This window comes from Pseudomonas sp. TE36184 (genome assembly GCF_054060055.1).
Genome location: NZ_JBSSCU010000001.1, coordinates 4,640,198 through 4,667,118 on the forward strand (window position 1 = coordinate 4,640,198; position 26,921 = coordinate 4,667,118).

Here is a 26,921-nt window from a genome sequence, read left to right on the forward strand (position 1 = left end):
TATTTCAAGGAAATTGTGGAATAGTGCTATCTCCGTTAAAGTAAAGGACAATACTGAATGCGTATTACAAAAATCACACTTGAGAATTTTCGGTCCTTTAGGACGGCTCAAACCATTGAGCTGGCTCCAGTTACTCTGCTGTTTGGCCCCAACAGCGTAGGTAAGAGCTCAATTTTGATGGCTCTGGCTTATGTCCGGCAGATCCTCGGGTATGGCCATTGCGATCCCCAGCATCTTGATGCTCTGGGACGGAAAGCTATCGGTGGGTTCCGCGCATTGGTCTACGGACAGGATACTGCGCGTAGCATTCGTATTCGGCTGGACTTTGAGTCTGGCTTAACCCCCTTCAGCTACTATGATGCCGAAGTCAGCGATATGCTCAACCATGTTCAGGCTAGCGTCGTGCTCATGGATGATTTTGGCGGTAGCATCACCCATGGCGCTGTGGAGTTGGAGATAGCTTGGTCTGACCGGTATCAATGGGCTTATGTCCGTGAGTATCGGGTATGGATAAATGGGGGCTACATAGGTTGTGTCCATTCAAGCGATGATCTGCGCAACACGGCTATTCGTGAGCTGAATACGCTGCATCCGCTATTAGTGCCTCTGGATCATCAGGAACAGATGGAAGATGAGGGGGTGCCAAATGATGAACGGGGTGAATACCCTACTGAGTTTGAGCGAGTTTTGGATCAGCTCAACCCGAACTCTGTGAGTACGGCGGTGGTGCCCGACGCTGAAACAGTTGGGCTGCAATTTGTAAATCGAGTGGCACCAATCAGCCTGCATTGCCAATGGGGAGCGGTACCTTTGTTGGGGAATCCGGCCTCTACGAATCTTCTTGGCCAGGAATTTGACCACGCCGATGAGCATCTTAATTACCTAGCTGTACAGCAAGCTTTGAGTCAAGCATTTGTTCTTCCATTAGATAAGATACTTAACTATTTGGAGAATACCATTCAAATTGGGCCGCTGCGTTTGGTGCCTGATATGGACTACATGGCCAACTCCCACCCCACGCAGTCAGACTGGGTCGATGGTGCTGCAGCTTGGGACCTGTTACATCAAAATCCTGAGCGGCAAAGTGCGACCAGCGCCTTATTAAGAGAGACGAACGACTGGCTGGCTAATCCCGATAAGCTCAATACTGGTTACGCCCTCGTAAATGAATCGCTTAATCAGATGCTGGTTGAGCATACCTCGCAGGCACCTGAAATAGGCCGTCTGCTGCAAAAGCGGCATTTATGGTTCAAAGATCAGCTTACGGGTATCTGCCTCAGCGCGAATCAGCTAGGTACGGGTATTTCTCAGGTTCTGCCGATCATTGTTGCTAGCCACTATAACCGAGCCACTATGGTTACTGTCGAGCAGCCTGAATTGCATATCCATCCACGGTTTCAGGTTGAGTTAGCGGATCTGTTTATCAGCACCTGTGATCGGCATCCCTATCTCATAGAGACCCATAGCGAACACATGATCCTTCGGTTACTGCGCCGAGTGCGTGAGTATCACGAGAACTCCAATGGGTTGGGAGTGGTCCCAGTTCAGATTTCTATTACGTATCTGATTCCTTCGCCAGACGGGGTGATAGTCAAACGGCTAGACGTTACGTCTGACGGTGATTTTGAGCAAAAATGGCCAGGAGGCTTTTTTGATGAGCGTGATGCGGAGCTTTTCTGATGTATAAGGAAGTCGCTTTTGATCCGTGCTGCCTTCAAAGCTTTGAATACTATTCGCTGCTCAAACAGCAGTTCGGCTTTGATAAAGGGCGCTACGTCGCAGCTGATCGGAGAGCTTGGGCGCAGGAGGCCATGGCTGCTGTAAAGCAGGCTGAGCTTTCGGTTATTCGCGAGCAGTCGATTAAAAACTATCTGAACAAGCTGCCTCGCTCCAAAGATAGTGATGAGTTCTTACTGGCACCAGATAGACCCAGAGACGACCACCGGCTCTGGCCGGCGTGGATCAATAGCCAGATCCAAGTCCGTCCGTTTGATGTGACGATCTCTGAGTCAGCTGATGAGGGCCGTCTGGATATAAACTCCATAAATGAAGGTCATCCTGAGTGGAGTGTTCCGGCTTCGCTTTCTATTCCTCGTACAGCTGAAGCTATCGTTGATGCGGTTCGTGGCTTGTTGCGGCTCTCTACAGAAGTAACGTTGATTGATCCTTACTTTCGCCTCGCGGATAACAAAACTTTTTCTAAGATTCTTATTGCTTTGCAAAGTACATCGGTTAGGTCTATTTGTGTTGTAAGCACTATTGGTGCCGCGGATCCTCTGCGAGTGTATGAACGTGAATATCTCACTATTAATGGGAGAGGAGTTGGTTTGGTGTGGATAGTAGCTCCCGATCAGTTTTTCCATGACCGCTATTTTCTCACGGATGCCGGCGCAGTCCGCGCCGGACATGGATTCATGAGCGATATAGTAAAGGGGACACATGCGGATCAGTTAAACATCAACCTTATTAGTATTGATGAGGTGCAGAGAACGCAGCAGTCTTTGAAAACCCTACTCGACGAGGGAAAAGCCACGAGAATTACTATCGTTTGATAGCGCTTTGGCGGGTAGTGCGATTTGCGAATAGCTATGAAGGAATTCAACGTTCAAACTGATCGCCAATCGAATTAACAGAATACACCTGCGGGATATGCTGCCTGTGCTGTCCGATGCGGTTCAGGTGGATAGCGTATTGGCTGCTGTGGCTTACGGTAGTAGCGCGTCCGATATCACTCAAGATCTGGTCGGGTATTGCGTAGACAACAAGCTGCGTTTAGATCTGTGGTGCGCTATGACCATACCGTGCCTGTCTCGGTGGAGCTGCTTAAGCGGCTTTCTAATGGATAGTCAAAAGCCTAGCAGAGAGGAGTTCCTCCGCTCACCGAGCGCAAGCCTCAGCGGTACAAAAGCGCGTAAAGACTTGCCTTGTTCACCTCGCCAGCGAGAGCTTGTCGCGGAAGTACATCCGCCGGATTATTCCCAACATTTCCATGCTGATCACCCTGTGTTCTCCTGCTCGGAAAGTGAACAGAAGCAGTTGAACACCTGGGTCAGTTTTCAGTCGGCAGAACAGCCTTTACTGGGGCAGTTTTCGGTCAGCGGCAACACCCTCCCTCGCTACACCTTCAGATACCCTGCTTTCACTTGATCCACCACGCGGGCATGCATAGGCTTGTGTATCCGAGTTAGTAGCAGGCCGATCATATCGTCTGCATTCAGCTCTCGCACCGCTTGAAAAAATTTCTCTCGGTGCGGTTCTGCGGCGATGGATGCTTCAGTGTTTGCGTTGAGCTCGTTCATGCTCCGATGGAAGTCCAACAGCAGCTGATGGAAAGGATCTTCTGGCGGGACGACTCGATTCTTGTTGGCCAGCAACCAAGCCTGCTCGTCCGTAGTGAATCGAGAATCAGCAACCAGGCTCTGGTAGTCCTTCTCTGTCGGTCCCATCGGAAATGGTTGCGGACAAATCCGGCGGCTATTCAGGTCGGTGACAACCTCTTCAAGTTCCTTGTCCCGGCATTTTTCACACAACCGAATGCCAGGAAATCCTTTCGTGCGTCGCAGGGCATCGGAAGTGCTCCCGACGTAGAAGTCAACGCAGCATTGCGGAAAGCCATATAGCTTGCCCAGCACACGATCAGCGAACACTTTCTCTTCAACTTCAGTCATTTCTATATATCTGCCGAGTCAGATGGACGATACACATACCTGGTGGCCAGAAGGCCAACAACCAAGGCGATCAACGCCGTGACCAGGCGAGGCTATTCAATTGGAATCAGCAAGTCGTCGAATTCTGTATCGCCGCTTCTAGCGCTCAAAGCACTCTCAATCGCCTTAGCCATTTTCGACCAGTCTGTGGCAGCTGCCTTTTCGCTTCCGAACTTGCTGAGTTTCCCGAGAGCTCTAAGAATCCATGGTAGGAAATTGGCCACAACACCATTAATGAACGATACGAACTCCTCGAACATCGTCTCAACCGTGTCCGGCTTAGCCGCAGATTTCTTGCTGCGCAGCCCTTCAAAGACCTGGCGTAAGTCCATGCGCAATAGCAAGTTTTTGAGCATCTCTTCAATGTTTTCAGTCTTAACCACGTTTCTGTGGTTCACTCCTGAGAAGATTTTTTTTAACGTCTCATTCGACTGCTCGGGAACGTCGTTGAACCGCTCCAGAAGCTCACTGTATAGCGCCGCGCCAGCTTCGAAGCACTCCTCGGACAGAAATTCCACCATTAGCCGACATGTCCCTGGTGAGAAGCCGCTGAGGTTGGCAGCTTGGCCAAACTCCGTGAGTCTGATTGGGCTGTTCATGACAGCCATTGCACCGCCAGCCTCCTGATCGTCTAAAATTCTGCTGACGGTCTCCGACAAGATTCGTCGTACGTTTTGCTTGCCATCGGTTTGCCCAGCATAAGAGGCCTCCGTCAGTTCTGACACTATATCTTCAGCGTCGGGATGCTCTCCGATGCACGCGAGCAATTGCGCACTGATTGTTGCCTCCAGCAGTTTCTGCCCTTGGATAGGGGTCTCGTCCCACTCACCCCCAAGCGTCGACTGGAGCGGTGAGGACGCAAACATGACGTCTTCTAAACTACGTTTGTTTCGCTGCCCCCGCTTCAAGGATGGGGGCCCCATCAAGTTTTCGAAGAGAACCGTATCGCCCTCAGAAAAGGCACCCGCTCTACCGCAACGGCCCGCAATGTTACGGAAAGTCATCGACTTCATTACCCGACCATCGTCACGCATGCTGCTGAGCCAGTGAGCGACGATGGTCCATCGGAACGGAAGGTCCGCACCTTCAGCGAGTGTGGTGGTTGCGCAAACAGCTGACAGCGCGCGCGCCCGAATTAATTCTTCTATATCGCGTCGCACATCAAAGGGCAGAGATGCGTTGTGGTACGACACTCCATACCGAAGACATTCGGCTAAGAAGTTCAAGTAGGGGTAACGTTTAAGGATGTTGGCTGCCGTCTGTAGAACGTTATCATTCTCAACCTCCTCTCGGCCTTCCAGCAACTCACGGGCAAGTAGCCGCGTGTCCAGCTTTCTTGGGCACACGATTAGACCGGGCGAACCTAGTCGAGTCAAAAGATCTCGCGCTATCGCACCAACATTGGCGGCTGCACTCTTCTCGTTAGCATTCGGAAACTGCGCCGGTTTAATTTTCCCCGGAAGTTTGACTTTGATCGGTTCCGACACGGCCGAAGTGGCTTCCTCGTTCGAGGGACGGAGCGCGTCGTTCCCATGAATCCAGTACATATCCCCGTTCGCGAGGCACATGGCTAATCGGCGTGCGGTAGGTCGCCAGCCAATTTGATGAAGGTCAATTTCTTGCACGCCAAGCCACGTACAGACGCGCTGCGGCTCAGTCAACACAGCTGACAGCCCAATGATGCGAAGCTTTGGATTGTTTCGCTGAAGGAGCCGAAGTCTTGAAACCATGCCTTCCACCCGAGCACCCCGAGATCCATTCTCAAGAATATGGATCTCGTCGAAGATGATTGTGCGCAGTCGGTCAAGGTTTTCACCAGTACGAAGCCAACCGTCAAACCGTTCAGGAGTAGCGACGACAACCTCACGCTCGGCGAAGCTGTTTAAAGCCTCAGATTGGAAACCGCCAAACATTGAAACAACAGGGACCTCATCGCCAAAGCACCTCCGAAGTGAATCCTTCACCTGCTCCCCAATGGCGACATAGGGAGCGACATAGACACACAAACCGTCATCCGCTAAATCGGCAGCCATACAAGCTTCAGCGACAAAAGTCTTTCCAGTGCTTGTGGGAAGCGTTAATAGGGTGTTGCGTCCATGCCTAGCAATTCGTTTCTTGCTCAGAAGAATGTGCTGCGGGGGCAGTAGGGTCACCATGCCAGCTTTGATGGATTGCCGGATGAACCATCTCGGAATTTCGGGAGCGTCGTCTAGAAGATTAACTGTTGCTAGTCGTCTCGCTTGGTTAGCTGCCATCCGCCCACCCAGCAAGAGTGCACCCTCCGCCATGGTTCCTGCCGTTGCAGCTTCAGTGAAGAGTTCGAGCGCATTTTCGAATGCTTCGCTACGTCTCCGCTTGCCAGAGCGACGCAAGGCGCGGTACCACCAGAAACGAAACTCGTCGAATTCCATATCGAACGAACGGTATCGAACGTTCCTACTCGATGGGTCGCATATCGCTGCGACCATACGGAACACTAAGCTTTCGTTGATATAACCTGAGGACACATCAGAAAGCGCAGCGCGTGCACTGGGAAAGTTGCCGTGCATAGCAAAGGCAAGCGCGGCATGAAAAGACAAGTCATCAAGATCAGCGACGTTCGGCGGATTTGTTCCACGTCGCAGGTATTGTGCCGTCGATTGCAAGATCCGAGCTGCTGCGACAAGAGGCTGCGCTTTGCTCTCGTCATCAAGTGCCTCAAGCACCTTCACTCCCACGCGAACTTGGAACGCACTGATGCACTTAAGTGCCGTCGCCACATCGAATGGGTCTGCGGTCGGCAACACCGGCTCAACCCCTCTGGCCTTTGCTGCGGAGGAGGCAGCACTTTCGAGGAATCTGACAGAAACAGGGAGGCCGTTCATGGCATCGTACTTCCGTTGTTTGAAAGATGCACAAGGCAATGAGTCAGCTTGCTTATCGCGATGCTCCAAGGCTCAATAGTTCGCTTGTCCCAGCCTTGTTGTTCAATCTTGACGGCGACATTGTCTAACGCGTCAACAGCCGCCTGATCACCGACACCACGGTCGTGCACCAACGTGGGCAACAACTTAATGCCTTTACAGTCCTTCGCCTCGGGCATGAAAAGATTGCCAACTCGCTCAAGCGCGTCGTCATCGAACTCGTGAACCTCCATCAGGTAACCCTGTAGCCAGTTAAATCTCTGACCTAACGACCCAGCGACCGTTGTTTTCCCCAAAAGCTTGTCGTAGTCGTCAATTAGTGCGGTCGCGTAGGTCAACACGGTGGCGCCAGTAGTCTTTACCTCCATGATGTAAAGGCAGTCCTTGCTCTCGTCGCCTCCTGGGTCCAAGTGGAGGATGGTGATGTCCAGCCCCGTCGGGGCGCCATCTTGAAGCGGAGTTAGGGCTCCCATTAGCGCCACTGTGTACCCGTTGCCCTTCCCGCGTAATCCACTGGCATGAGCAATCTTGTACGATAGAAACTCGCCAAGGTTGCCCTTCCGGCCGGTAGTAAGCTTTGTGATTTTCGGTGGCCAGTTTTTGGTCGCCTTCGTGAGCTCGGTATGAATCCATTGGTAGAACGCCGCGCAATCGGGATTGCCTCGGACAAGCTGAATCTGCCATCCATTGGATGACTTCGCGGGCGATTTAGTGAAGGCCATCGGTATCTCATTCCCTGTTCCAGCAAATGGCCTCTGCTGCATGAGTAAGGCCTTCCGCCACTATGTTAGCGCAGCGTGTTGGTACTGATGCGATTTTGTATCAGGGGCAATTCGACATCGGAGTCAACATTTGTGACAACCTTTATTGTTTGCAGCAGAGCAATTGTTTTGGAGATTTGGAGATTTGTGACAAGCTTTATTTTCAAAGCGCTGGCTCTGTAATGTCTTACAGGCCGCGGACTACGACGGGTACTGTGACGATCTTTATTGTTTCGTCACACCGTCTGGTTTCAGACAATCACTGCCAAAAGCCCCTGATCTCAGGGGCTTTTCTTTTTTATGTGTCTCCACCACATACCCTATTTTGGATTGTGATCCTGCTGAAGGTTTAGTCTGGTACCAGTGATTAGACTTATTCACAGGGCAGATAATTTCCTAGGACTTTTTTGTACACATTCCATTTTGAGGATATGTGGAGGCTGCAGAAGGCATGGGAGGTTGGCTTGCGTGGAAGATGCAGTCCGATATTGATCGGCATATCGAAAAAGGCTTTGGGCAAGGAAGTCAGGAGCTGTATGTGCCATGGCTGCGCGTGCAGGACGTTCCATCTCAGGGCCGCTCACGTAAGGTCCACGGAGTAAAAGTTGATAGGCTTCATCATCTGCTGTCAGATCTTGAATACGGGTATTTGCTCGTAGCCGAGTTTTCCCCAGAGGTGCTGGATATACGTGAGCAATTTCCTCTCCTGCCGGTACCAACCCTCCAGTCAATTGCCCATGCTTTGAGTATTCGTTATCCCGTTTATTGCAAGGTGTCTAGAGAATCCGGGGCGATTCACAACAAAAAATCAGCTAGCTCGTTATCGGCTCTATATAATAACGCTTCGCATTTAGCGGTTTAACCAGAAGCGCGTACCGCCTTGAAGACGGCGCGCCTCATCGCTCAGAAGGATCTCTATGCAAAGCTTTATGCACCCCTCGACGCGCCTGTACGGTGCACTGGTTGTGATCATCGGCCTGCTGTTCATGACGCAGGTCCGCGCCGATTACACCGACCTTTCTCTGATTCACGAAAAAAACATCCGGTCGTACGCAGTGAATGCCGACGGCAGTTTCGTACTGGATGTCGAGCTGGTTTCGTTGATCAAAGAAGAGCGCGCGATCAAAACCAACGCCCAGCACTCAGTAAGCTACAACCGCACGCTGGAAACCTTGGATATCGTTGACGCCTACACCTTGAAACCGGATGGACGCAAAGTCGTCGTAGCCGCAGACCGGATCAAGGAGCAGCAGGAGCAGGCCTCCACTGAAGCGCCAATGTTCCAAGACTCACGGGTCAAGGTGGTGATATTCCCCGAGCTGCAGGTGGGTGATCGCATAGTTATGCACTATCAGCGTTATCGCAACACGCCGTTGTTCCCTGGGCAGTTCGAAGACCTGTTTTCACCGGACTTCTATCGCAACGAGCAGGTGAGTTTCACCTACGACATGCCCGCCGAGATGAAGTTGTACGCCGACTTCCGGGGGTTCAAAGCATCCGTCCCCACCACCGCTAACGGGCGGACCGTCTACCGTTGGGACTTGCAAGCTAGTGAAAAAAAACGCGTGGAAGAAGGCTCCGTGGCTTACACCGATTACGGACAATTGCTAGCCGTTTCCACCTTCACCGACTACAAACAATTTGCTCAAGCCTACGCCGCTAGGGCAAAGGTAGACGTGACTCCAGCCATCACGCAACTGGCAAGTGAGCTCACTGCCAACCTCGATACCCCGCGCGCCAAAGCCCTGGCGTTGAGCGATTGGGTGCGCAAGAATATCCGTTACGTGGCCGTTTACGTTGGAGCGGGCGGCGTAGTGCCGCATGCCGCACAGGCGGTGCTGGATAATCGCTACGGCGACTGCAAAGACCATGTCGTCTTGCTAGAAGCCTTGCTCAAGGCTGCCGCCATCGAAAGCTCGCCCGCGCTGATCAACCTCGGTAATGCCTACGTACTGCCGAAGGTGCCGACTCTGGGCCTGCTCAACCACGTGATTACCTACGTGCCCAGCCTCGACCTATATCTGGACTCGACTGCCACGCCTATCGCGGCGGGTTATTTGCCCATTCAGGAATTGGGCAAGCCGGTGCTGCAGACCCAGAGCGGTGAACGCGGCCATACCCCATACCATCAGCAAAGCAACGTGAACACAACGCTGTCTTTCAAGATCGACGGCAAAGGCGCTGCCGATTTTACCCATGCATCCACTGCGCAAGGTTGGGGGGCGGAATTCAGTCGCTTCATATTCAAGGCCATGCAGCCAGCCGACCGCGATCAGTTGGTGCAACAGATTTTGAGTATGTACGGGCAATCCGGCAGTGGTGTAATCGAAAACGATTCAATGGAAGGCAACGCCAATACTTTCACGTCGACGATGAGCGGCCATACCAAAAATCTGGTGAGCCTGCCCGGCCCTACCGGAGTTCGTACCCTCTCCAGCCTGGCCGGCGGCATCGCCCAGAACGTGTTTTCGTTCATTGCCGAAAACGAGCGCACGCAAACCTCTACCTGTATGTCGGGTGAAATCTCTGAGGAGGCGCGACTGGCGTTTCCCGGCAACGTGAAAATTCTGGCACTCCCCAAGGCGGTCACGATGAAACAAAACGGCTTCGACTACCGCTCAACCTATGTGAAGAAAGCCAATACGGTCCTGATCACGCGACACTATGCATTCTCCAAGCCGAACGTGTTGTGCACGCCCGAGGAGTTCGCGGCGATGAAGCCGACGATTGAAGGCATGGTCAATGACCTGAAAAGCCAGATCATTGTGCAGACGATGTAACCCCGATGCTCGCGTGATCGGCAGGTGTGCCATCACGCGAAGGGCATGACGAACCGGGTTCTAACGGTCCGTCATGTTCTGTAGTGAAACATTGAGGTTGAGGTCTTCCAGTAATGTGTAGCCGAGACACAGATCAATCAGGGTGTTGATGCTGACCCCGGATTGACCCAATTGCCGACGCAAGACTGTCCCATCTCTAAAACTGCAACAATCGAGCACAGACAATGATTCACGAGGAGTCAGACTGGCTCAGTGAAATCTCGGCAACTGGGTCAACTCGGCATCAGCGCCAACAGCCTCAGCAGCATTTGCGGGGCAGAGCCTCGTCAGCACTGAAGTCTTTGAGACCGCACCGTTGTTCGGTGGCGTTAGCGAAGCGACGTAGCATTTGGATTGCACCCTCACGGGCTTCTTTCGATAAGTCAGATGCGAGATTGCGAGCCTCTGCGACTAAATCCGATCGAATACTTTCATAAAGCGTCACGCCTTCGGGCGTCACGGTGATCGCCAGCGCGCGGCCGTCAGTGGCATCTGGTACGCGGCAAACCAGCCCCTGTTTTGCAAGCGAATCGACTAACCGGCTCGCGTTGCTCTTGTCGAGAAAAAGCTCACTGGCCAACGATTGAACGCGAACCGGCCCAGCCTTTATCACATGCTCAAGCGCATAGCATTGAGTGACGGACAGGCCTTCGCAGCAGCTGCGATCTCTGTCACGAAACTGGTAGACCCTAACCAAGTGACTCAGGGCTTCGTAAAGCTGTTCGGCATCCTGGTCGATCTGATCAATGTTTGGCATAGCACTCGGCTCGCAATTCCGGGAAAACGCTAATACCACCTTAGCAGGCGCAGCGACACATTTTTCTGGGCATAAGCGCCTGCGAAATTGTTCAATTATATTAGTTGCGGGTCGCAACGTATTTTGCGATTGTGAAGTGCAGGCACAACTTGCAGACCTTTCAGAGGCGGTTCCGGTAACGCGGGGAGGTACATGGATGTTGGTAGAAGCGCTTAGGACGAAAACACGCTCCCGGCTACGGAACCTGGGGAGCCGTGTCTCCATTCCTCTCCCTGTCGCGATGTTGCTGGGTGCGATTCTGATCCCTCTTCTTGCCGGCACCAACAGCAGTGACGTGTTCCAATCGCTGAGCAAAGGATTCGCAAACAACCTTGGCTATTTCGCCATCGTCATCCTGAGCGCGTTTTTCATTGCCGGCTGGATCTCGACGCAAGGAAGTGCGTCCTTCGGAAAATTCGGCATCTCTCTGTCACCCTTGCTGGGTGCTGGCATGGTTTGTCCCGATACAGCCTATGCGTCTCTTGCTCCCATTGCAGGGCAACACCGCAAGTTCATTGCAATCGGATGCTACTCGGGATTCAAGCTGTTAATGCCCGCGGGCCCGCTGATCATTGGGATTGGGTTAGGGGCCAACACGCATGACCCAAAGTTTCTGTATCTAGGGTTGCTGCTGACAGTCGTCACCTGGGTTGTCGGGACGGTCTGGACGTACTGGACGACCCGCACAGATTGTTCATCACCCAACGATTCGACTGATCCCACCGTGCCTCACGACTCGGTTATCAAGGTGATCCTGCCTCTGGCTGTATTTTTCCTGCTCCTGATCACCGGCTACGCCATTCCAAAGAACCAGCACTCCATCATCGAGTTCTTCACTACTCCCGCCGGTGCGTTGATCGCCACATCGTTGTTGATTGCGCTTAGCTGCAAACCTGATGAGGTTCAAGATCTGCTGTCCAAAGCGATGCGTAGAACCAGCCCGTTATTGTTCACCATCGGTTGTGCGTCTGCTTTGGGCCAAGCCCTCGGTTTGGTGCTTCCCAAGGAACTGATTCAGCATGCGTTCAGCGCGTCGGGCAGCACCACGCATATTTTGGTGGGGGTGTTCCTGCTGGCTGCGGTATTCAAAACACTGAATGGCTCTTCCCTTGCGACCTTTGCCGCCATCCCTCCTGTTCTCTCTCCAATCCTTGCGTCTGGCGCGGTGGACTTGATGAGCGTCACATTCGCCGTCTGTCTGGGATCGTTCGTCGCCATTCTCCCTAACGACAGCTATTACTGGCTGGTCAAATCGGACGCCTTTCCCGAATACAGCACCGGCAGGTATATGCGTTTGATGACCGCCGGTTCAGTTCTACAAGCATTGATCGGTCTGGCGGTTCTTCTGCTGATATCGCCTTAATTTCGAACGCCTACAAAACCAACGGCGATCTCGAGCCACCGAATCGTCGTGCCTGAACTCAAAGAGAAAGAGAATGGAGTACTTGGTCGCCATGAATTACAACGTGAGGGTCGCTACACCCGCTGATGCCTCTGCCATTCAGGCTATCTATGCGCCGATGGTTTTGAACACAGCCATCTCGTTTGAGCTGACGCCACCAACTGTCGATGAAATGGCAGAGCGGATCGCCGCAACACTGCCGATGTATCCCTATCTGGTAGCCGAGATGAATGGCGATGTCGTTGGATACGCTTATGCAAGCCAGCATCGCGCTAGAGAAGCCTATCGCTGGTCGGTAGATGTCACCGTCTATGTCGACCCTGCCGTACACCGAAAAGGGGTTGGTCGTGCGCTTTATCAGCGGCTTCTACCGCTCCTCGAGAAACAGGGGTTTCATACGGCCTACGCCGGCATTGCCTTACCCAACGCGGGGAGCATCGGTATCCATGAAGCGCTCGGTTTTACCCATATCGGCACGTACCCTGAGGTTGGGTACAAGCACGGTCAATGGCATAGCGTTGGTTATTGGCGCAAACCACTTTGTGCAGTGACACCACCAATAGAAATCATCCCGTTCAGTGATGTAAAGGAAGAGTAGAGCAGCAAGAGAGGGCTGCCAGATGCTACTGCGCCAGCTTCGACATTGGTGTCTGCAGCCTCCAGGAGCTGATCGAGAATGCTGAAGCCTTCATGGTTGTGGATCAGGTGATTCACCAGGTCATTCGCATCTGACAAGCTGAAGACGGGCGTATTGGTTCCCAGCAAACAACCAAGTAGATTGCGAGTGTTTTAATTCTCTAGATCCACCGCCGGGTCTCCAGGCTCGACCCGGAACGGAAGCCCCCTACGAAAGGACGCGACATTCATGGACACTCCCTTCTGCCCAATCCACGCACGTTTGAACAATCGTCGCTTTACGGTCGCGAACAATGCCCACGGGCTATCCGGTACCGGCACGGTGTTTCATTACCTTGTCGAAGGGGAGGCCATCTCCGGCTCTTACCAAGGCGGTCGAATCCGCGTGGGCACGCAGGTCGGGCGTGTGACAGGCGCTGATACCATCGAGTTGCTGTATCAATGCCTGACGCTTGAGGGCGAGCTGCTGGCCGGCTGGTCGCGTGGCACGGTGGGTGTGGATCAGGCCGGGCGTACCACCTTGAGCTTCGTTTGGGGATGGTTGTCGGGCGCGACGGGCGGTGGGGAGTCGAGTTACGTGGAGATCAGCGCCTAGCGGTCAGGCGCGTTCGCCCGCTCACGGCACAAACTCCACCCGCAGCGCCCGGCTCGCACTGCGGCCCTGATCGTCACTGACCCGCAATCGGTACTCCCCCGACTTGCCCGGTCGCCAATTCAGCGTGGATTGCGGCGGGCCTTGGCCGATCAGGGTCTGGTCGGCAAACCAGTACAACGTCGTCGCGTCGCTGGCCGCGTTGGCATTCAGCGCAATGCTTTCCTGCGGTTGGGACAGGCGCAATTGATAGCTCACCTGGGTCAGCGGCGAACGGATCTGCGGGGCTTCGCTCTGGTCGCCGATGCGGTTGGGCTGGCAGTTTTTCATCACCGTGGGCGGCGTGCGTCGCGCCAGGCCGGCGGCGCGGTACAGGCGTTGTACGTCGCTGGGCCAGAACTCGAAGACTTCTTCGCGGGTGTACTGCGGGTCGAACGGCGGGCAGGCGGCTTTGCCGGTGCGGGTGTCGATCAGCACCGGGCGGTGCAGGTTGGACACGCGAATCGGCGAGACGCCGGGGATGTACCAGGTTTTGCGGGTCTGCGGGCACCAGCGGTTGGGCAATTCGCCGGAGGCCGCGCAGACGTCGATACGGATCAGCCCGGGCGGCGGCTTGTCGGGTTTGATCTGCACGTTGGGCAAGGCCAGGGGCAGGGCGTCGGCGATGCGGAAGAACAGCGGCGCGGCGGTCTTGGCGCCGATGAACGCCGGGTTCGGTCGCCCATCGAAGTTACCGACCCACACCACTAGCACGTAGGGGCCGACCAGCCCGGCACTCCATGCATCGTGGAAGCCCCAGGAGGTGCCGGTTTTCCAGGCGGTGCGCCAGTGCCGGCCGGGCAGGCCATCCGGGCGCGGGTTGCGGCGCAGCATGTCGCGCACCATGAAGGCGGCTTGAGGCGTCAGCAGCGCGGGGCCGCTGGCCTGGGGCTGTTCCTGTAAATAGCGCAACGGCCGCAGGTGCCCGTCGCCCGCCAGCATCAGGTACAGCCGCGCCAGCTCTTCGGGCGTCATCTCGCCGCCGCCGAGGGCCAGGGCCAGGCCGTAATGGCTTTCACCGCGCAGGCCCTTGATGCCGGCGCGTTGCAACAAGCCGTATAACGAAGGCGATTTCACCTGGCTGGCGAGCCACACGGCGGGGATATTGCGGCTACGGATCAACGCATCGCGCGCCGTCAGTGGCCCGACAAAACTGCCGTCGAAATTCTCCGGTTGGAAGTAGCCGAAGTTACTGGGTAAATCCTTGAGGATGCTCATGGGGTGGATCACCCCCTGGTCCAGCGCTAATCCATAGAGGAACGGTTTGAGCGTCGACCCCGGCGAACGCCGCGCCAGCACGCCATTGACCTGGCCATGGATGCCTGTGGATAAGTAATCCGCCGAGCCCACCAGTGCCTTGACGCTCTGGTCGCGGCTGTCGATCAGGATCGCCGTGGCGTTTTCCACCCCCGTGCCGCGCCGCTCGGCGATAAAGCCGCTGATCAAGCGTTCGAGCAATTGTTGCAAGGGCAGGTTGAGGGTGCTGTTCAGCTCGTTGCCGGGCTGGGACGCGAGCAACTGTTCGCTCAAGTGCGGCGCCAGAAACGCGATCTGCTGGCGGTTGCGCGCTTCCAGGGGCACGTCCAGCAGGCTGTCGTTGCGCGGGTCCTGTGGATAAGTTGCGCGCCAGTCGTTCATCAAGCGCTGTCGCGCGTTTTGCAACGAGGGCCCGAAGCGCGCGCGTCGCCCCGGCTGCTGGGGGATCACCGCCAGTGCCAGCGCTTCGGACAATGACAACTGCGCCGCCGCCTTGCCGAAGTAAATGCGACTCGCCGCCTCGGCGCCTTCGATATTGCCGCCCATGGGCGCCAGGTTCAGGTAGGCCTCAAGGATGTCGTGCTTGCTGTAGCGCGCTTCCAGCCACAAGGCCAAGGCCATCTGTTGCAGCTTGCCCGGCACCTGGCGGGTGTTCAGATCCCACAAGCGCCGCGCCAGTTGCATGCTCAACGTCGAGCCGCCCTGGCGCTGGCCGCCGCTGTAAGTGGCCATGGCCGCACGCAGCAACGCCGGGGGATTGATCCCCGGGTGCCAGTAGAAATTACGGTCTTCCTTGAGCAGCAAGGCCTCGATCAATGACGGAGAAAACCTCTCCAGCGGTAGCCATAAGCGGTATTGCCCGTCATCCGCCAAGGTCATGCGCAACAGCGAGCCGTCATCGGCCAGCACCACCCTTGAGGATGTCACCGCCTGTTCCAGCGGAGCATGTGGCCACAGCCGCAGCCCCGCCAGCAGTACCGCCGCTGCCAGCAGCGGCGTCAGGCGTTTAAGGCTTGGTAATTTCAAGCTGGCCTACTTTGCCGCGCCCTTGCAGGGTGGTTTCGTACATGCCTTCGGCGTAGGCCGGTGGCGTATTGAAGGTACCGGCGTTGGTGGCGCGCACGCGGTACACGAAAGTGCCTACGTCACGCAGTGCGGTGCCGTACAACACCACCCGATCATCGCGCACGTCCACGTAGTCTGGCTGCCAGTTGCTTAGCTCGGTTTCGCCGATCGGCGCTTGCCAGGCGTCAGGCGTTTCGCTGTCTTCTACGTATTCCGCTTCCTCGCCTTCACTGTCATCGGTGCTGGCGGCCTCCGGCTCCGGCGGCAAGTTATACACAGGCTCGACGCCACCGGGCAGCAGGTCGACCACCGCCACTTGCTGCACTTGATCGCGGTCGGTCGCCCTCAGGCGCAGGCGCACCAGGAACTCATCACCCACCGCGACTGTGTTTACCGGCTCGCCGTTGAGGTCGAGGTACTCGTGGATAATCTCCAGGCCGTTGGTGATCGGCTTGAGCTTGGCACCTTTATCAAAGCCGGCTTCGCTGAGCATGTAGAACGCTGCCGGGCCGTCGGATTTTTCCATCAGCAATTTTTGCGTGGCGCTCGGCACTGCGGCGCGCGGCGGTTGGCCGGCCATCTCCAGCAATTGTTGCTGTTTGTCGCCCAACCACGCGCTGGCCTTGAGGGTCATGTCGCTTTGTGCGCGCTGGCCGTAGTTATCCAGGGCGCGCAGTAACAGCGCCGCCGACAGCGAGTTGTAACGTTGCTCGTTAAGGCGCTTGCCGAGTTTATCCAGCAGCGCCGCCGGCACCTCGTCCAGTAGCTCGGGGAAATGCCGTGCCAGCAAGTGCAGGTGTTCGGCGTCATGCACCAACGGGTCGTAATACAGACCGTCGTTGTTCCACTTATCCACAAGCGAACGCCATGGAATCTTACGGAACAGCGTATCCGCCTGGCGATCCTGCTTGAGCAGCTTGTAGCTGGCGGCCAGGTAGGCGGCGCCCAGGTCGTTCTGCCAGGTGTCCTTGAAGTAGCGCTCGTAGCGCTCACGGATATCGCTCAAGGCGCCGCTCACCAGAATCCCCTGACGGCTCAGCAGGTAACTGGCGTAGGCACGGTTGCGCAATTCCGACAGGCCTTCGCTGGGGCCGTTGGCCAGGTCTGTCAGATAGGTATTGGCCCGTACCAGCAGGTCTTCCGGCACCGGCAGCCCGCGTTCCTTGGCTTCGATCAGGAAGTCGGTGGCGTACAGGCTGGCATATGGCGCTACATCCGGATTGGCCGCCCACAAACCGAAACCGCCGGCCTGGTTCTGGCGCTGGCGCAACATCCGCACCGCGCTGGCGAAGGCCTGTTCGGCCTCGGGCGCGTTGCCACCCCAGATCAACGCCGGCATGGCTTTGGACACCAACTGTTCGGTGCAGGCGTAGCCGTAGTCATCCAGGTAATGCTTGAGACCGTTGGCCCACACCAGTGGCGACGCCGCCACACCCAGTTGCACGTCGCGCAGTTGGCTGAACAGTTCGCGGGTGGGCTTGAGCTCTTTGCTGGCGCTGTCGAAACGGCCCAGGCTCAGGGCCACGCGGTGTTCGCTCAGAGGGCGGATCGAGGTGGTTTCCGCCACCTGAATGCGCTTGCCATTCGGCAACACGGCGATAAAGCGCAGATCTGCCGAGCCGAGGGTGTCGCCGACTTTGATCTTGAACTCGGCGGTGCCTTCCTTGCGCGGTTGCAGCGACAAGGTGCTGCCTTTGTCGCCCTGCACGTTGAGGCCGTTGCTGGTCTGCACTTCAAACTTCACATCCGCCGCTGCGTCGAGGTTGCTGAACACCCCGGCGCTCACGTTGAACACATCCCCCGGCGCGACGAAAGCCGGTACGTTTGGCGTGATCACGAGCGGCCCGCGCACCTCGGTAGTGGCCTCGCTGACGCCCACGCTGTCGGCATCCACCGCCACCGCGAACAGGTGCAGCTTGCCGTTGAAACTGTCCGGCACCTGGTAATGCAGCACGCTTTCACCGGCTGGCAAGTCCACCAGCCCGGACCACCAGGCCACAGGCGGCTGGTGTTTACGCTTGAACGGGTTGAGGTGATTAGCCAACGCGCCTTCGGTATCGCCACCGGGCGCGGCCCCACTGAGCAGGCGGCTGAATTCCGGCAGGATCAGGTCAAGAATCTGACTGGTGCCGACTTCCAGCGCACGTTTCTGGAAGAAGAAGCCCAGCGGGTCCGGCGTCTGGTAGCGCGCCACCTGCAGGATGCCTTCGTCCACCGCATACACCACCGCACGGCCCGGGCGGTCGGCGTTGACCTTGATATCCAGAGTCTGCCCCGGTTCGATCTGCGCCGGGCCGTCAACCTTCAATGGCATGCGCCGCGCATCCAGGTTGATGCTGAACGGCACCACGCCGTAGGACAGCGGGCTCATGTAGACCTCGGACGAACCGATGTCGCGCACAAACTGCACGTTGACGTAGGCATTGCCCTCAAGCCCTGCGGGCACGCGGATATGCTGCACACTGTTGGTGCTGTCGGCCTTGAACCACTGCTGGGTGTAGACCTTGTCACGCTCGATGGTGATCAGGCCCGCCCCGGTGTACGGCGCGCGGACACTGATGGCAATCTCATCCCCCGTTGCGTAACTGCGTTTATCCAGGCGCAGTTGCAGCTCGGCGTTGCGCTCCAGGGAGCGCGAGGTGTTGCCGCGCCCGGCCACGCTGTAGTCGATCTGGTTCAGCAGCTTGCCGTTGGCGTCCTTGAGTTGCAGGGTGAAATCGCCAGGGGTGGCGGTGTTCAGGGTTTGCTTGGCGCCGTCCTTGGTCATCACCAGCGGCGAGGCGGGCTGGCTGATGTTCTTGATCCGCGATTCGTATTTGTAGGTGCCGTTGGACTGCTTCACCAGCACCGAGACGTAGCGGTGCTCGACCACTTCGCTGGTCAGCCCGTCCACCGCCAGCGGCGTGAGATCCGGCGCGACGGCCAACCATTGCACCTGGCGCGGGGCGTCCTTGGCGACATACGACAGCGAGTCCTGACTTTTCACACCCACCAGGTAGGGCGCAGACGACACCAGCAACGCACTTTGCGCCGCCACATTGCGCCCGCCTTCGGCCTCGAACACCTGGGTCATTACCTGCAGGCGGTAAGTGCTGTTGGCGAAGCGTTGCAGGTTGAGGTCGAGCACGGCCTGGCCGTTGTCATCGACGGTGGTCTCGGCCAGGTCTTCGGTGCTGGCCTCTTCCAGCGCATCGTTGAGGCGGAAGCGGTAATCGGGGTAACGCTCGAACGCCGCGAGCGTCGGGCTCAGGGACATCTTCGCGGTCACGCGACGGCCGGCCGCCGGGGCGCCGAACAGGTGCATTGCGCTGACTTTGGCCACCACCTGCTCCGGTGGAATCCAGCCCGGCACTGGCGTGTCGTGCAGGCTCAGGCTGACTTTCATACGGTCCGGCTCGAAGTCGCGGACCTTGAAGCTGACACTGCCCAGGTCGGTGCGGGTCTGTTTCGCGCCGATCAGTTGCAAGGTCGCGGTGTAATCCCCGGCCGGGGCCACTTCGCTGCTGGGGAAATCAAAGGTTTCAAAACCGCTGGCGGACAGCTTCAGCGGCTGGCGAATCACTTCCAGGCCGCGAGGGTCGGTGATTTGCAGCTCCACCGGCAAGCCTTGCAGGGCGCCTTTCCAGTTGCCGCTGCGCACGATCATGCCCAGGTGCGCGGTTTCGCCGGGCCGGTACAAGCCACGGTCGGTGAACAGGTAGGCGCTAAGGCGATCGATCGCACCGTCTTCTTGCAAACCGCCTACGTCGAAGCGCGACAGATCCAACTGCTGGGACTGACGGGCAATCGGCAGGAAGGATTGGTCATTACCGCGACTGACCACATACATCAGTGGCGTTTTCTCACGGCGCAGTTCATCGAGTTTGGCGAAATGCGCGTGGCCTTCGGCGTCGGTGTGGCCGCTGGCGACCGGCAGACCGTTACGGCCGATGATGTCGACTTGCGCGTCGGCCACCGGCGAACCGTTGCCGATGGACTGCACATACACGTCATGGCTGCCGTCGCTGGAGCGCTTGGCGATGATCCCGAGGTCTGTCACCACGATAAAGCGCAGGTCGCTGGTGCTGCTGCGGGAGTAGTCGAATGTGCGTTCGGCCGGGTCATCCTGTGGGCTGAGCTTGAGTACGAAAATACCGCGTCGGCCGCCGTTGGCGGTCAGGTAATGGCTGAGGTCGACGTTGTCGTAGACGGTTTTCGCCGGGTCGTTGGACGACAGCGGAATATCCAGCGACTGACGCTCGACCATGCGATCGAAGTACTCATTACCGAAGTTCGGCCGTGCAAAGCTGCCGCTGCTCTGGTCCACCAAATGCTGCAACTGGTTGGGCAGCAGGCGAGCGATTTCCACATGGGCACCGGGCACGCCACGGGCCATGAAACCCAGGCGTTTTTCGCCGGTGAGGCTGAGCAAGGCGCCGTCGGAGAGGAACTGCAACGTGCGCGGGTAGGCCGGCATGCTGATCAGCGACGCTGTGGGGTTTTTCGCCAGGTAGCCGCCGATGGCTTCCAGGTTGGCGGGCACGCGCACATACAGCGCACGACCGGCCGGGGCCTTGAACTTGAATGCGTGCAGGGTGTTGAGCGGTTCGACGCTGGGCACGTGGGTCAGGTTGACCTTGGTGCTGCGGGCCAGCAGGGCATCGTCGATGTCGTTGCTGTTATAGGGGCGCGTGTCGTCCTCGGCTTTTTCCGGTAGCAACCAGGCCTGGACCTTACCGGCGATGGTGTCATCGGCTACGGCGCTGGAACTGCTGAACATTAACACCGGCTCGGGTTCGCCGCGTTCGTTGTCGACAAAGCTCACTTCGGCAGCAGTAAACGTCAGGCGATAGCGACCGGGCACGGTGACTTCGGCCACCAATGGCGCGTTGCTGGCGTTGCCGCCGTCCCGGGCCTTGATGCCTTCGTCGAGCTTGGCGCTGACGGGCGTGCTTTCCAGCGGGGTGGCCAGGGCGGCGGAGCGTACATAGGCGTTGAGCTTGGTCTCGTCGAAGCTGATTTCCGGGCGATTGGGTAACTGGGCGTCGCGGTAGGCGAGGCCTTTGCCGAGAATGATCGAAACCCGCTTGCGTAGGCTTTCCTCGTCGACCGGGTGGGAAAAACGGAAAGTCGCCACCAGTTGTTTCAGCGTCGGGTTGGACGGGTCCTGATACAACTCGTTCTGCGAAAGGCTGGCGCGGAACGGTTGAGTGGAGAACTGGCCGCTGTACTGGCTGAGCAATACGCCGTCGGCGAGCAGGTTTTTCTTCGCCAGATCGAAGGTGTAATGGGTGTCGATGGGCCAGTCTTTTTCCGGCGTGAACAGCAATGTGCGGTCATCAGACCAGCGCCAGGCCCCGGCTACAGCGGGTTTAAGGGTAATGCCGGCGGTGACCGGCTTGCCGATCGCCGCCAGGGGCGCGACGGACTCGGCAAAACGCACCTGCAAGTTATCCACAACCGCGGGTTGCTGGGTGTAGTCGGTCAGGTTGGGTTTGTGCAGCGAATAACCCACGGTGTGCGGCTGCGGCAGGTTGGAGTACCACTGCCAGCCGTAGAACCCGGCGGCGGCCAGCAGCACCAGGCCCAACACTCCGCCCCCGGCCCGGCGCGGGTAAGCGCGGGCCTTGCTGCCCAGGTTCAGCACGCCCCGGCCGATGGCGCGTAGCCAGAACGGCGGCTGCCATTGGCCAAACAGGGCACCCACCACAGTTATTAACGCACCGAACAAACGGCGAAAGATCGTTTTTAACGTGTCGAACATGGTGAGCATCCCTGGCTAAGTGCGGCGTATCTTACACGCGTCTTTGCGACAAAAGATGAGGGCGATACGTCACATCAATGCCGAGCGTGCGGGAGCATGCCCGCCCTCATATGTTGATCTTCGTCGGGCTTGAGGGCGGTGTCGGTCAGGTCCACCAGTAGCGCACAAGGTGGAAGAAAATCGGCGCCGCAAAGCACACCGAATCCAGCCGATCGAGCATTCCGCCGTGCCCCTCGATCATATGCCCCCAGTCCTTCACGCCACGGTCGCGTTTGATCGCCGACATCACAATGCCGCCGGCAAACCCCAGCAAGTTGATCAGCAGCGCAATCAGAAACGACTGCCACGGGTTGAACGGCGTGGTCCACCACAGCGCCGCGCCGATCAGCGAGGAGAGCAGGATGCCGCCGACAAAGCCTTCGACGGTTTTCGACGGCGACAGGTTGGGCGCGATCTTGTGTTTGCCGAACAGCTTGCCGCACACGTACTGCAACACGTCCGACAGTTGCACCACGATCACCAGGTAGGCGATCAGCAGCAGGTTGCGGCCTTCATAGCCGGGGATGTCGAGGGTGAGCAGGGCGGGCACGAAGGACACGCAGAACACTGCGATCATCAAGCCCCATTGCACCTTCGAGGCGCGCTCCAGGAAGTGTGTGCTGTCGCCGCCGAGGGAGGCGAGGATCGGCAGCAGCAGGAACACGTACACCGGGATGAAGATCGAGAACAGCCCGTACCAGTCGGCATAGATCAGCAGGTATTGCAGCGGCAGCGCCAGGTAGAACGCGGCCACCAGCGCCGGGTAGTCGCTGCGCCGGGTCGGGGTGAGGGTGAGGAATTCACGCAGGGCATAGAACGACACGGCATAGAACAGCACGATCACCGCGCCGGTGCCGAGCCAGAAGGCGATGCCGATCATCACCACCATCACCCACCAGGCGTTGATGCGGGCGTTGAGGTTGTCGATCACCGCATTCGGCGTGCCACGGCTGCGCAGCTTGAGGATCAGGCCGATCAGCGAGGCGAGTACCAGGATCGCGCCGATTCCGCCGAACAGCATCAGGGTTTGGCTATCCATCTCAGGAATGCTCCGGGGCGAGGGCGAGCAGGGCGTCGCGGGTGCGGGCTAGGAAGGCGGCTTTGTCTTCGCCTTCTTCCAATTGCAGTGGCGCGCCGAAGCTGGTGGTACACAGCAGAGGCAGCGGCAGGACGCGCCCCTTGGGCATGACGCGGTTGAGGTTGGCAATCCACACGGGGATCAATTCGGCCTGTGGGTAACTTTTTGCCAGGTGATACAGGCCGCTTTTAAACGGCAGCAAGCCGTCTTCCAGATTGCGCGTGCCTTCGGGAAAGATGATCAGCGAGTCGCCGCCTTCCAGTGCGGCGAGCATGGGCTGCAAGGGGTTATCCACAGGGTCTTTGCGCTCGCGGTCGATCAACACGCCGTTGAACACGCGGTGGATGATGTAGCGGCGCAGCGCACTGTTGTTCCAGTAGTCGCTGCCGGCCACCGGGCGCGTGAATTTGCGCAGGTTCTGCGGCAGCGATGCCCACAGCAACACGAAGTCGCCGTGGCTGCTGTGGTTGGCGAAGTAGATGCGTTGCACCGGCACCGGCGCGCAGCCCAGCCACAGGCTGCGGGCGCCGGTGACGGTGCGGGCCATCGAGGTAATCAGGGTGGCGACCACGGGTTCGAACATGGGAATTCCTTATCCGGCGAAAGGTAGCCAAGGGCTGGCGAGAATCACGCCCAGGGTCAACAGCACTTGCGCGCCCAGCAGCCAGGCTTGCTTGCGCAGCAGTTTGAGGGCGCCGCGACGGCGTTCGGTCCAGGGTCGGCCGGCGCGTTTGGGCGACTGCAGGCCGAGGGTTTGCAGGGCCTGGTCGAGGTCCGGGGTGCGTTCGGTGTTACGGGCGAGCAGGGCGAACAGGTCGGCATCGAAGGCCACGCGCAGCGCCCAGTACTTTTGCAGCAGGCCGAGGATAATCATCCACAGGCTGAGCAGCAGGCAGATCGGCGCGATGCTGGCCATCAGCAGTTGCGCCAGGCCGAACAATACGCCCAGCAGCGTCAGGCCTGTGGATAACTGATCCAGTGAGCGGCCGCGGCGCAGCAGGCTGGCGACGACCTGGAGTTCCATATCAGCAGGCATGGGGCAAGGCCTCCAAAGCATGGCGATGAGCGGGATGCAGGACCACCTCGGTCCGCGCTGTACGAATAATAGCCAGTGCCTGATCCACCGTGGCGGCGCGCCCGCTGTGCAGCAGCCAGGCCGCCACAGCGGTGGCGCTGCGCGAATAGCCAAGGGCGCAGCACACCAGCACCGGGCCGCTGGCGCGCAGGCGTTCGATGGCTTGCGCGGCTTGCAGGCATTCGGCGGGGGTCGGCGCGATCAGGTCGAGGACGGGGACGCTTTGATAGGCACGGCCCTGTGGATTAATCGGCAATTCCGCGCACAGATCGACGATGGCCTTGAATGAACCTTGCTCGCGCACGGTAGGAAGCCGACCGAGCGAGACGTTATCCACAATCAGGTCGGGCTGTGGATGCGTGCGCGTCCACAGCCGTGAATTGAGCCACGCCGCTGCCAGATACGGCGCATACAGCCAGCGCGCCGCGGGGGTCAGTCGACCGTCGGCACGCTTCTGGAAACCTGGCGCGCCGAGGACGACGTAATTCGCCATGATCAGCCCCAGGGACAGCGCCGGCCACAGCAGCCATAGCCACCACCCGCCGTAAGTCAGCGCGATGATGAACAGCACCAGCGCGCCCAGGCCGTAGCGCAACCCCAGGCGCCAGCGCGTGGAATCACGGGTCAGCCGCGCATTCAGCAGCGGGCTCGGATGTTCCAGCGGCCACAGCCACACGCACAGCCAACCCGCCAGGGCACCTGTGGGTAAGTCGATAAAGTGGTGTTGATAAGTGGTCAGCACTGAAACCCCGATCAACCCGAACCAGCCATGCACCAGCCAGCGCCAGGCGCCCTGGGTGTGGCGTTGGTACATGATCCACAGGATCACCAGCAGCGCGATATGCAGCGACGGCGCCTGGTTGAACGGTTTATCGAAACCGGCCAGCACGGCAAACAGCCAGCCGAACACGCCATCCAGCTCCGGCCGTTCGAAGGTGAAGCGCAGCGGCCAGATCAGGAAGCAACTCACGGCGATGAGCTGCGCACTCAGCAGGCGCAGCGCATGTTGCTTCAGTTCATGGCGGCTGTTGGGCAGCAGCAGGGAGAAACCGTAGAGCAGGTCGATGGTCCAGTAGGGCACGATGGTCCAGGCCCAGAACGGCATGTGGGTTTCCCAATCGAACACCAGTGTGCCGACGTCGCTGCGCTGGCTGGTGACCCATGTGGCAAAGCCGTAGGTGCTGAAAAACAGCGGCGCCAACAGCAACAGCCACAGGAACGCGGGCTTTAACAGGCCGGGTTCGCGCATGTTCAGATCTTCTGTGCCAGGGATACGGTAAAGATGCCCCACTCATCCACCCGCTGGGTGATCTTGCGGAAACCGGCGGCTTGCACCAGTTGATCCATTTCCGCCTGACTGCGCCGGCGCATCACCCAGGCCTGGCCCTGGCGATGGCTGGTCAATGCGCGGGCGATCAGTTCCAACTGCGGGTGCCATGGCTGGCCGGTGTAGACCAGATAACCGCCGGGCTCCACGGCTTCGGCCAGGCCCGCCAGCGAACCGCCGACCATGGCGTTGTCGGCAAACAGTTCATATAACCCGGAGACCACCGCCAGCGTCGGCTTGGGCGCCAGCGCTGCCAGGTCCGCACGGTCGAACGCGTCGGCTTTGATGAACTGCGCAATCTCGCCCAGGCCTTTCTCGCGGATCAACGCGCCACCGTCGCGCACGTTGATGTCGCTGTAGTCGCGCAGCAGGATCGATTCCGGCAGCGGCGAAACGCCCTGCAAGGCTTCGAGAATGTAGCGACCGTGGCCGGCGGCGATATCGACGATACGCACTTCGCGATCATCGGTGCGCAGCGTGGCCATGGCCAGGCGCAGCAGCTCTTCGACGTTCAGCTTGCGCTGGCGAATGCCGCGCCAGCCGATGGAGTTGAGGTAATTGGTGTCGATCATCCGCCCCAGCGCGCCTTTGCCGGTGGGCGTGTTGCGGTACACGTAGTCCAAGGTGCTACCGGAGTCGAAACCGGTGTCGAAGCCCAGCTTGACGCCGTCCGACAGGTTCTTGCCCAGGCCCATGCTGGCGCGGGTCAGGCGCCAGTACAGGTCGCGCAGGGAATTGCGCGGCAGCGGCGCGGCGAGGGCTTCGGATTCGGCACAGGTCGCGCCCAGTTTGTCGGCATCGAGCAGCGAGGCGCGGTCCAGCGGGTGCGCGAAATTCTGCAGGATAAAACGCCGGGCGCTGCTCACGGCCACCGCACGGTCGCGCTCGCCGAGGGTGTCGTGGAAGAAGCCGGGGAGGATATGCAGCTCTTTTTTCAGGCTGCCGAGGCGGTCGAAGAACTGTTGTTGGGGTTTGCGGTGGACCACGAAGTCGGAGCCGGAGATCAGCAGTTGGGTCGGCACCTGGATCGCCTGGGCATCGGCGACAACCCGGTCGGCCGCTTCGTACAGCCCGAGCAGCACATTCACCGAAATCGCCTTGGTGATCAGCGGGTCGCTGTCGTAGGACGCGACGCGCTCCGGGTCGTGGCTGAGGAACTTGGCCTTGACGTAACTGTTGACGAAAAAGTTGCCGCGAAACCTGCGCATCAGCGCCAGGCCCGGCCGGGCGAAGGGCACGTACAGTTTGACTTTGAACGCCGGGGAGGCGAGCACCAGGGCGCGGATTTTCGGTGCGTAGTCGTGAACCCAGGTGGCTGCGATCACCGCGCCGACGCTTTGGGCGATGACTGCAAGATTTTCCGCCTCGACGCCGTAAGTGGCGCCGATATGTTCGCAGAACGTCTGCACGTCGCGGGCGCTGGTGGCGAAGCTGGGGCTGTCGCCGCGCTCGCCGGGGGATTGGCCGTGGCCACGGGCGTCCCAGGCGAAGAAGTCGAAATGGGGCAGGTTCAGTTCATCGACCAGATGGGCAATGCGCCCCGAATGCTCATGGCCGCGATGGAACAGCAGGATCGCCTTGCGCGGCTCGCCGCCTGCCGGGGCGGTGGCGGGCCAGTGCCGGTAGAAAAGCTCGACGCCATCATGGGTACTGAAGGTGTGTTCTCGCTGTTCGCGCATCGC

At 58.4% G+C, this 26,921-nt stretch carries 18 protein-coding genes; 7 read left to right on the forward strand and 11 right to left on the reverse strand.

Features of this window, described 5'->3' with window-relative positions:
* Window positions 1-57: 57 nt before the first annotated feature.
* Together ACVWZP_RS20830 and ACVWZP_RS20835 are read left to right on the forward strand one after the other, a co-directional pair.
* Complete coding sequence (locus tag ACVWZP_RS20830; RefSeq protein WP_457370123.1) at window positions 58-1,680, forward strand: AAA family ATPase; 1,623 nt, start codon at window positions 58-60, stop codon at window positions 1,678-1,680.
* Window positions 1,680-2,552, forward strand: coding sequence for a hypothetical protein (locus tag ACVWZP_RS20835; RefSeq protein WP_457370124.1), 873 nt, complete (start codon window positions 1,680-1,682; stop codon window positions 2,550-2,552). Before ACVWZP_RS20830 ends, ACVWZP_RS20835 begins: the two co-directional genes overlap by 1 nt.
* A 564-nt stretch (window positions 2,553-3,116) precedes the next feature.
* On the opposite strand, the gene ACVWZP_RS20840 is transcribed toward ACVWZP_RS20835, so the two are convergent.
* The 3 genes from ACVWZP_RS20840 to ACVWZP_RS20850 form a co-directional block, all read right to left on the reverse strand.
* Complete coding sequence (locus ACVWZP_RS20840) at window positions 3,117-3,668, reverse strand: hypothetical protein (RefSeq protein WP_457370125.1); 552 nt, start codon at window positions 3,666-3,668, stop codon at window positions 3,117-3,119.
* Between the two features lie 92 nt (window positions 3,669-3,760).
* A complete protein-coding gene (locus tag ACVWZP_RS20845; RefSeq protein WP_457370126.1) occupies window positions 3,761-6,640 on the reverse strand; it encodes a DEAD/DEAH box helicase in 2,880 nt (959 codons plus the stop codon).
* The gene (locus ACVWZP_RS20850; protein WP_457370127.1) at window positions 6,568-7,332 is read right to left on the reverse strand and encodes a hypothetical protein; all 765 of its coding nucleotides are present in this window, start codon (window positions 7,330-7,332) and stop codon (window positions 6,568-6,570) included. Before ACVWZP_RS20850 ends, ACVWZP_RS20845 begins: the two co-directional genes overlap by 73 nt.
* Before the next feature lie 472 nt (window positions 7,333-7,804).
* On the opposite strand from ACVWZP_RS20850, the gene ACVWZP_RS20855 reads away from it, so the two are divergent.
* Both ACVWZP_RS20855 and ACVWZP_RS20860 read left to right on the forward strand, forming a co-directional pair.
* A complete protein-coding gene (locus ACVWZP_RS20855; RefSeq protein WP_238587091.1) occupies window positions 7,805-8,233 on the forward strand; it encodes a PDDEXK family nuclease in 429 nt (142 codons plus the stop codon).
* A gap of 55 nt (window positions 8,234-8,288) precedes the next feature.
* The gene (locus ACVWZP_RS20860; protein ID WP_457370128.1) at window positions 8,289-10,151 is read left to right on the forward strand and encodes a DUF3857 domain-containing transglutaminase family protein; all 1,863 of its coding nucleotides are present in this window, start codon (window positions 8,289-8,291) and stop codon (window positions 10,149-10,151) included.
* 298 nt (window positions 10,152-10,449) lie between these two features.
* Here ACVWZP_RS20860 and ACVWZP_RS20865 read toward each other — a convergent pair whose 3' ends face one another.
* Window positions 10,450-10,947 carry a MarR family winged helix-turn-helix transcriptional regulator gene (locus tag ACVWZP_RS20865; protein ID WP_046381585.1) on the reverse strand — a complete coding sequence of 166 codons (498 nt, stop codon included), beginning with the start codon at window positions 10,945-10,947 and terminating at the stop codon, window positions 10,450-10,452.
* A gap of 196 nt (window positions 10,948-11,143) precedes the next feature.
* Here ACVWZP_RS20865 and arsQ point away from each other — a divergent pair, with 196 nt between their 5' ends.
* The 3 genes from arsQ (at window position 11,144) to ACVWZP_RS20880 (ending at window position 13,619) form a co-directional block, all read left to right on the forward strand.
* Window positions 11,144-12,349, forward strand: a complete 1,206-nt coding sequence (gene arsQ / locus ACVWZP_RS20870; RefSeq protein WP_288076363.1) for an arsinothricin export permease ArsQ — start codon at window positions 11,144-11,146, stop codon at window positions 12,347-12,349.
* A 91-nt stretch (window positions 12,350-12,440) separates the two neighbouring features.
* On the forward strand, window positions 12,441-12,986 hold the full coding sequence (locus ACVWZP_RS20875) for an arsinothricin resistance N-acetyltransferase ArsN1 family B (protein ID WP_057005224.1): 546 nt from the start codon (window positions 12,441-12,443) through the stop codon (window positions 12,984-12,986).
* 267 nt (window positions 12,987-13,253) lie between these two features.
* Window positions 13,254-13,619, forward strand: a complete 366-nt coding sequence (locus ACVWZP_RS20880) for a hypothetical protein (protein WP_457370129.1) — start codon at window positions 13,254-13,256, stop codon at window positions 13,617-13,619.
* 21 nt (window positions 13,620-13,640) lie between these two features.
* Here the strand turns inward: ACVWZP_RS20880 and pbpC are convergent, their stop codons facing one another.
* The 7 genes from pbpC to ACVWZP_RS20915 form a co-directional block, all read right to left on the reverse strand.
* Window positions 13,641-15,938: a penicillin-binding protein 1C gene (gene pbpC, locus ACVWZP_RS20885; protein ID WP_046381588.1), complete on the reverse strand. Its 2,298-nt coding sequence runs from the start codon at window positions 15,936-15,938 to the stop codon at window positions 13,641-13,643.
* Entirely contained in the window at window positions 15,919-21,720 is a 5,802-nt protein-coding gene (locus ACVWZP_RS20890) for an MG2 domain-containing protein (protein ID WP_457370130.1), read from the reverse strand. The genes pbpC and ACVWZP_RS20890 overlap by 20 nt, the downstream gene beginning before the upstream one ends.
* A 145-nt stretch (window positions 21,721-21,865) precedes the next feature.
* Window positions 21,866-22,798 (reverse strand): phosphatidate cytidylyltransferase, encoded by a 933-nt coding sequence (locus ACVWZP_RS20895; RefSeq protein ID WP_108525785.1) that lies wholly within the window; start codon window positions 22,796-22,798, stop codon window positions 21,866-21,868.
* Window position 22,799: 1 nt separating this feature from the next.
* Window positions 22,800-23,420, reverse strand: coding sequence for a lysophospholipid acyltransferase family protein (locus ACVWZP_RS20900; protein ID WP_017850066.1), 621 nt, complete (start codon window positions 23,418-23,420; stop codon window positions 22,800-22,802).
* A 9-nt stretch (window positions 23,421-23,429) separates the two neighbouring features.
* Complete coding sequence (locus tag ACVWZP_RS20905; protein WP_017850065.1) at window positions 23,430-23,873, reverse strand: hypothetical protein; 444 nt, start codon at window positions 23,871-23,873, stop codon at window positions 23,430-23,432.
* Window positions 23,863-25,161, reverse strand: coding sequence for a phosphatase PAP2/dual specificity phosphatase family protein (locus tag ACVWZP_RS20910; RefSeq protein WP_457370131.1), 1,299 nt, complete (start codon window positions 25,159-25,161; stop codon window positions 23,863-23,865). The genes ACVWZP_RS20905 and ACVWZP_RS20910 overlap by 11 nt, the downstream gene beginning before the upstream one ends.
* A 2-nt stretch (window positions 25,162-25,163) precedes the next feature.
* Entirely contained in the window at window positions 25,164-26,918 is a 1,755-nt protein-coding gene (locus ACVWZP_RS20915; RefSeq protein WP_046381591.1) for a bifunctional alpha/beta hydrolase/class I SAM-dependent methyltransferase, read from the reverse strand.
* Window positions 26,919-26,921: the final 3 nt, after the last annotated feature.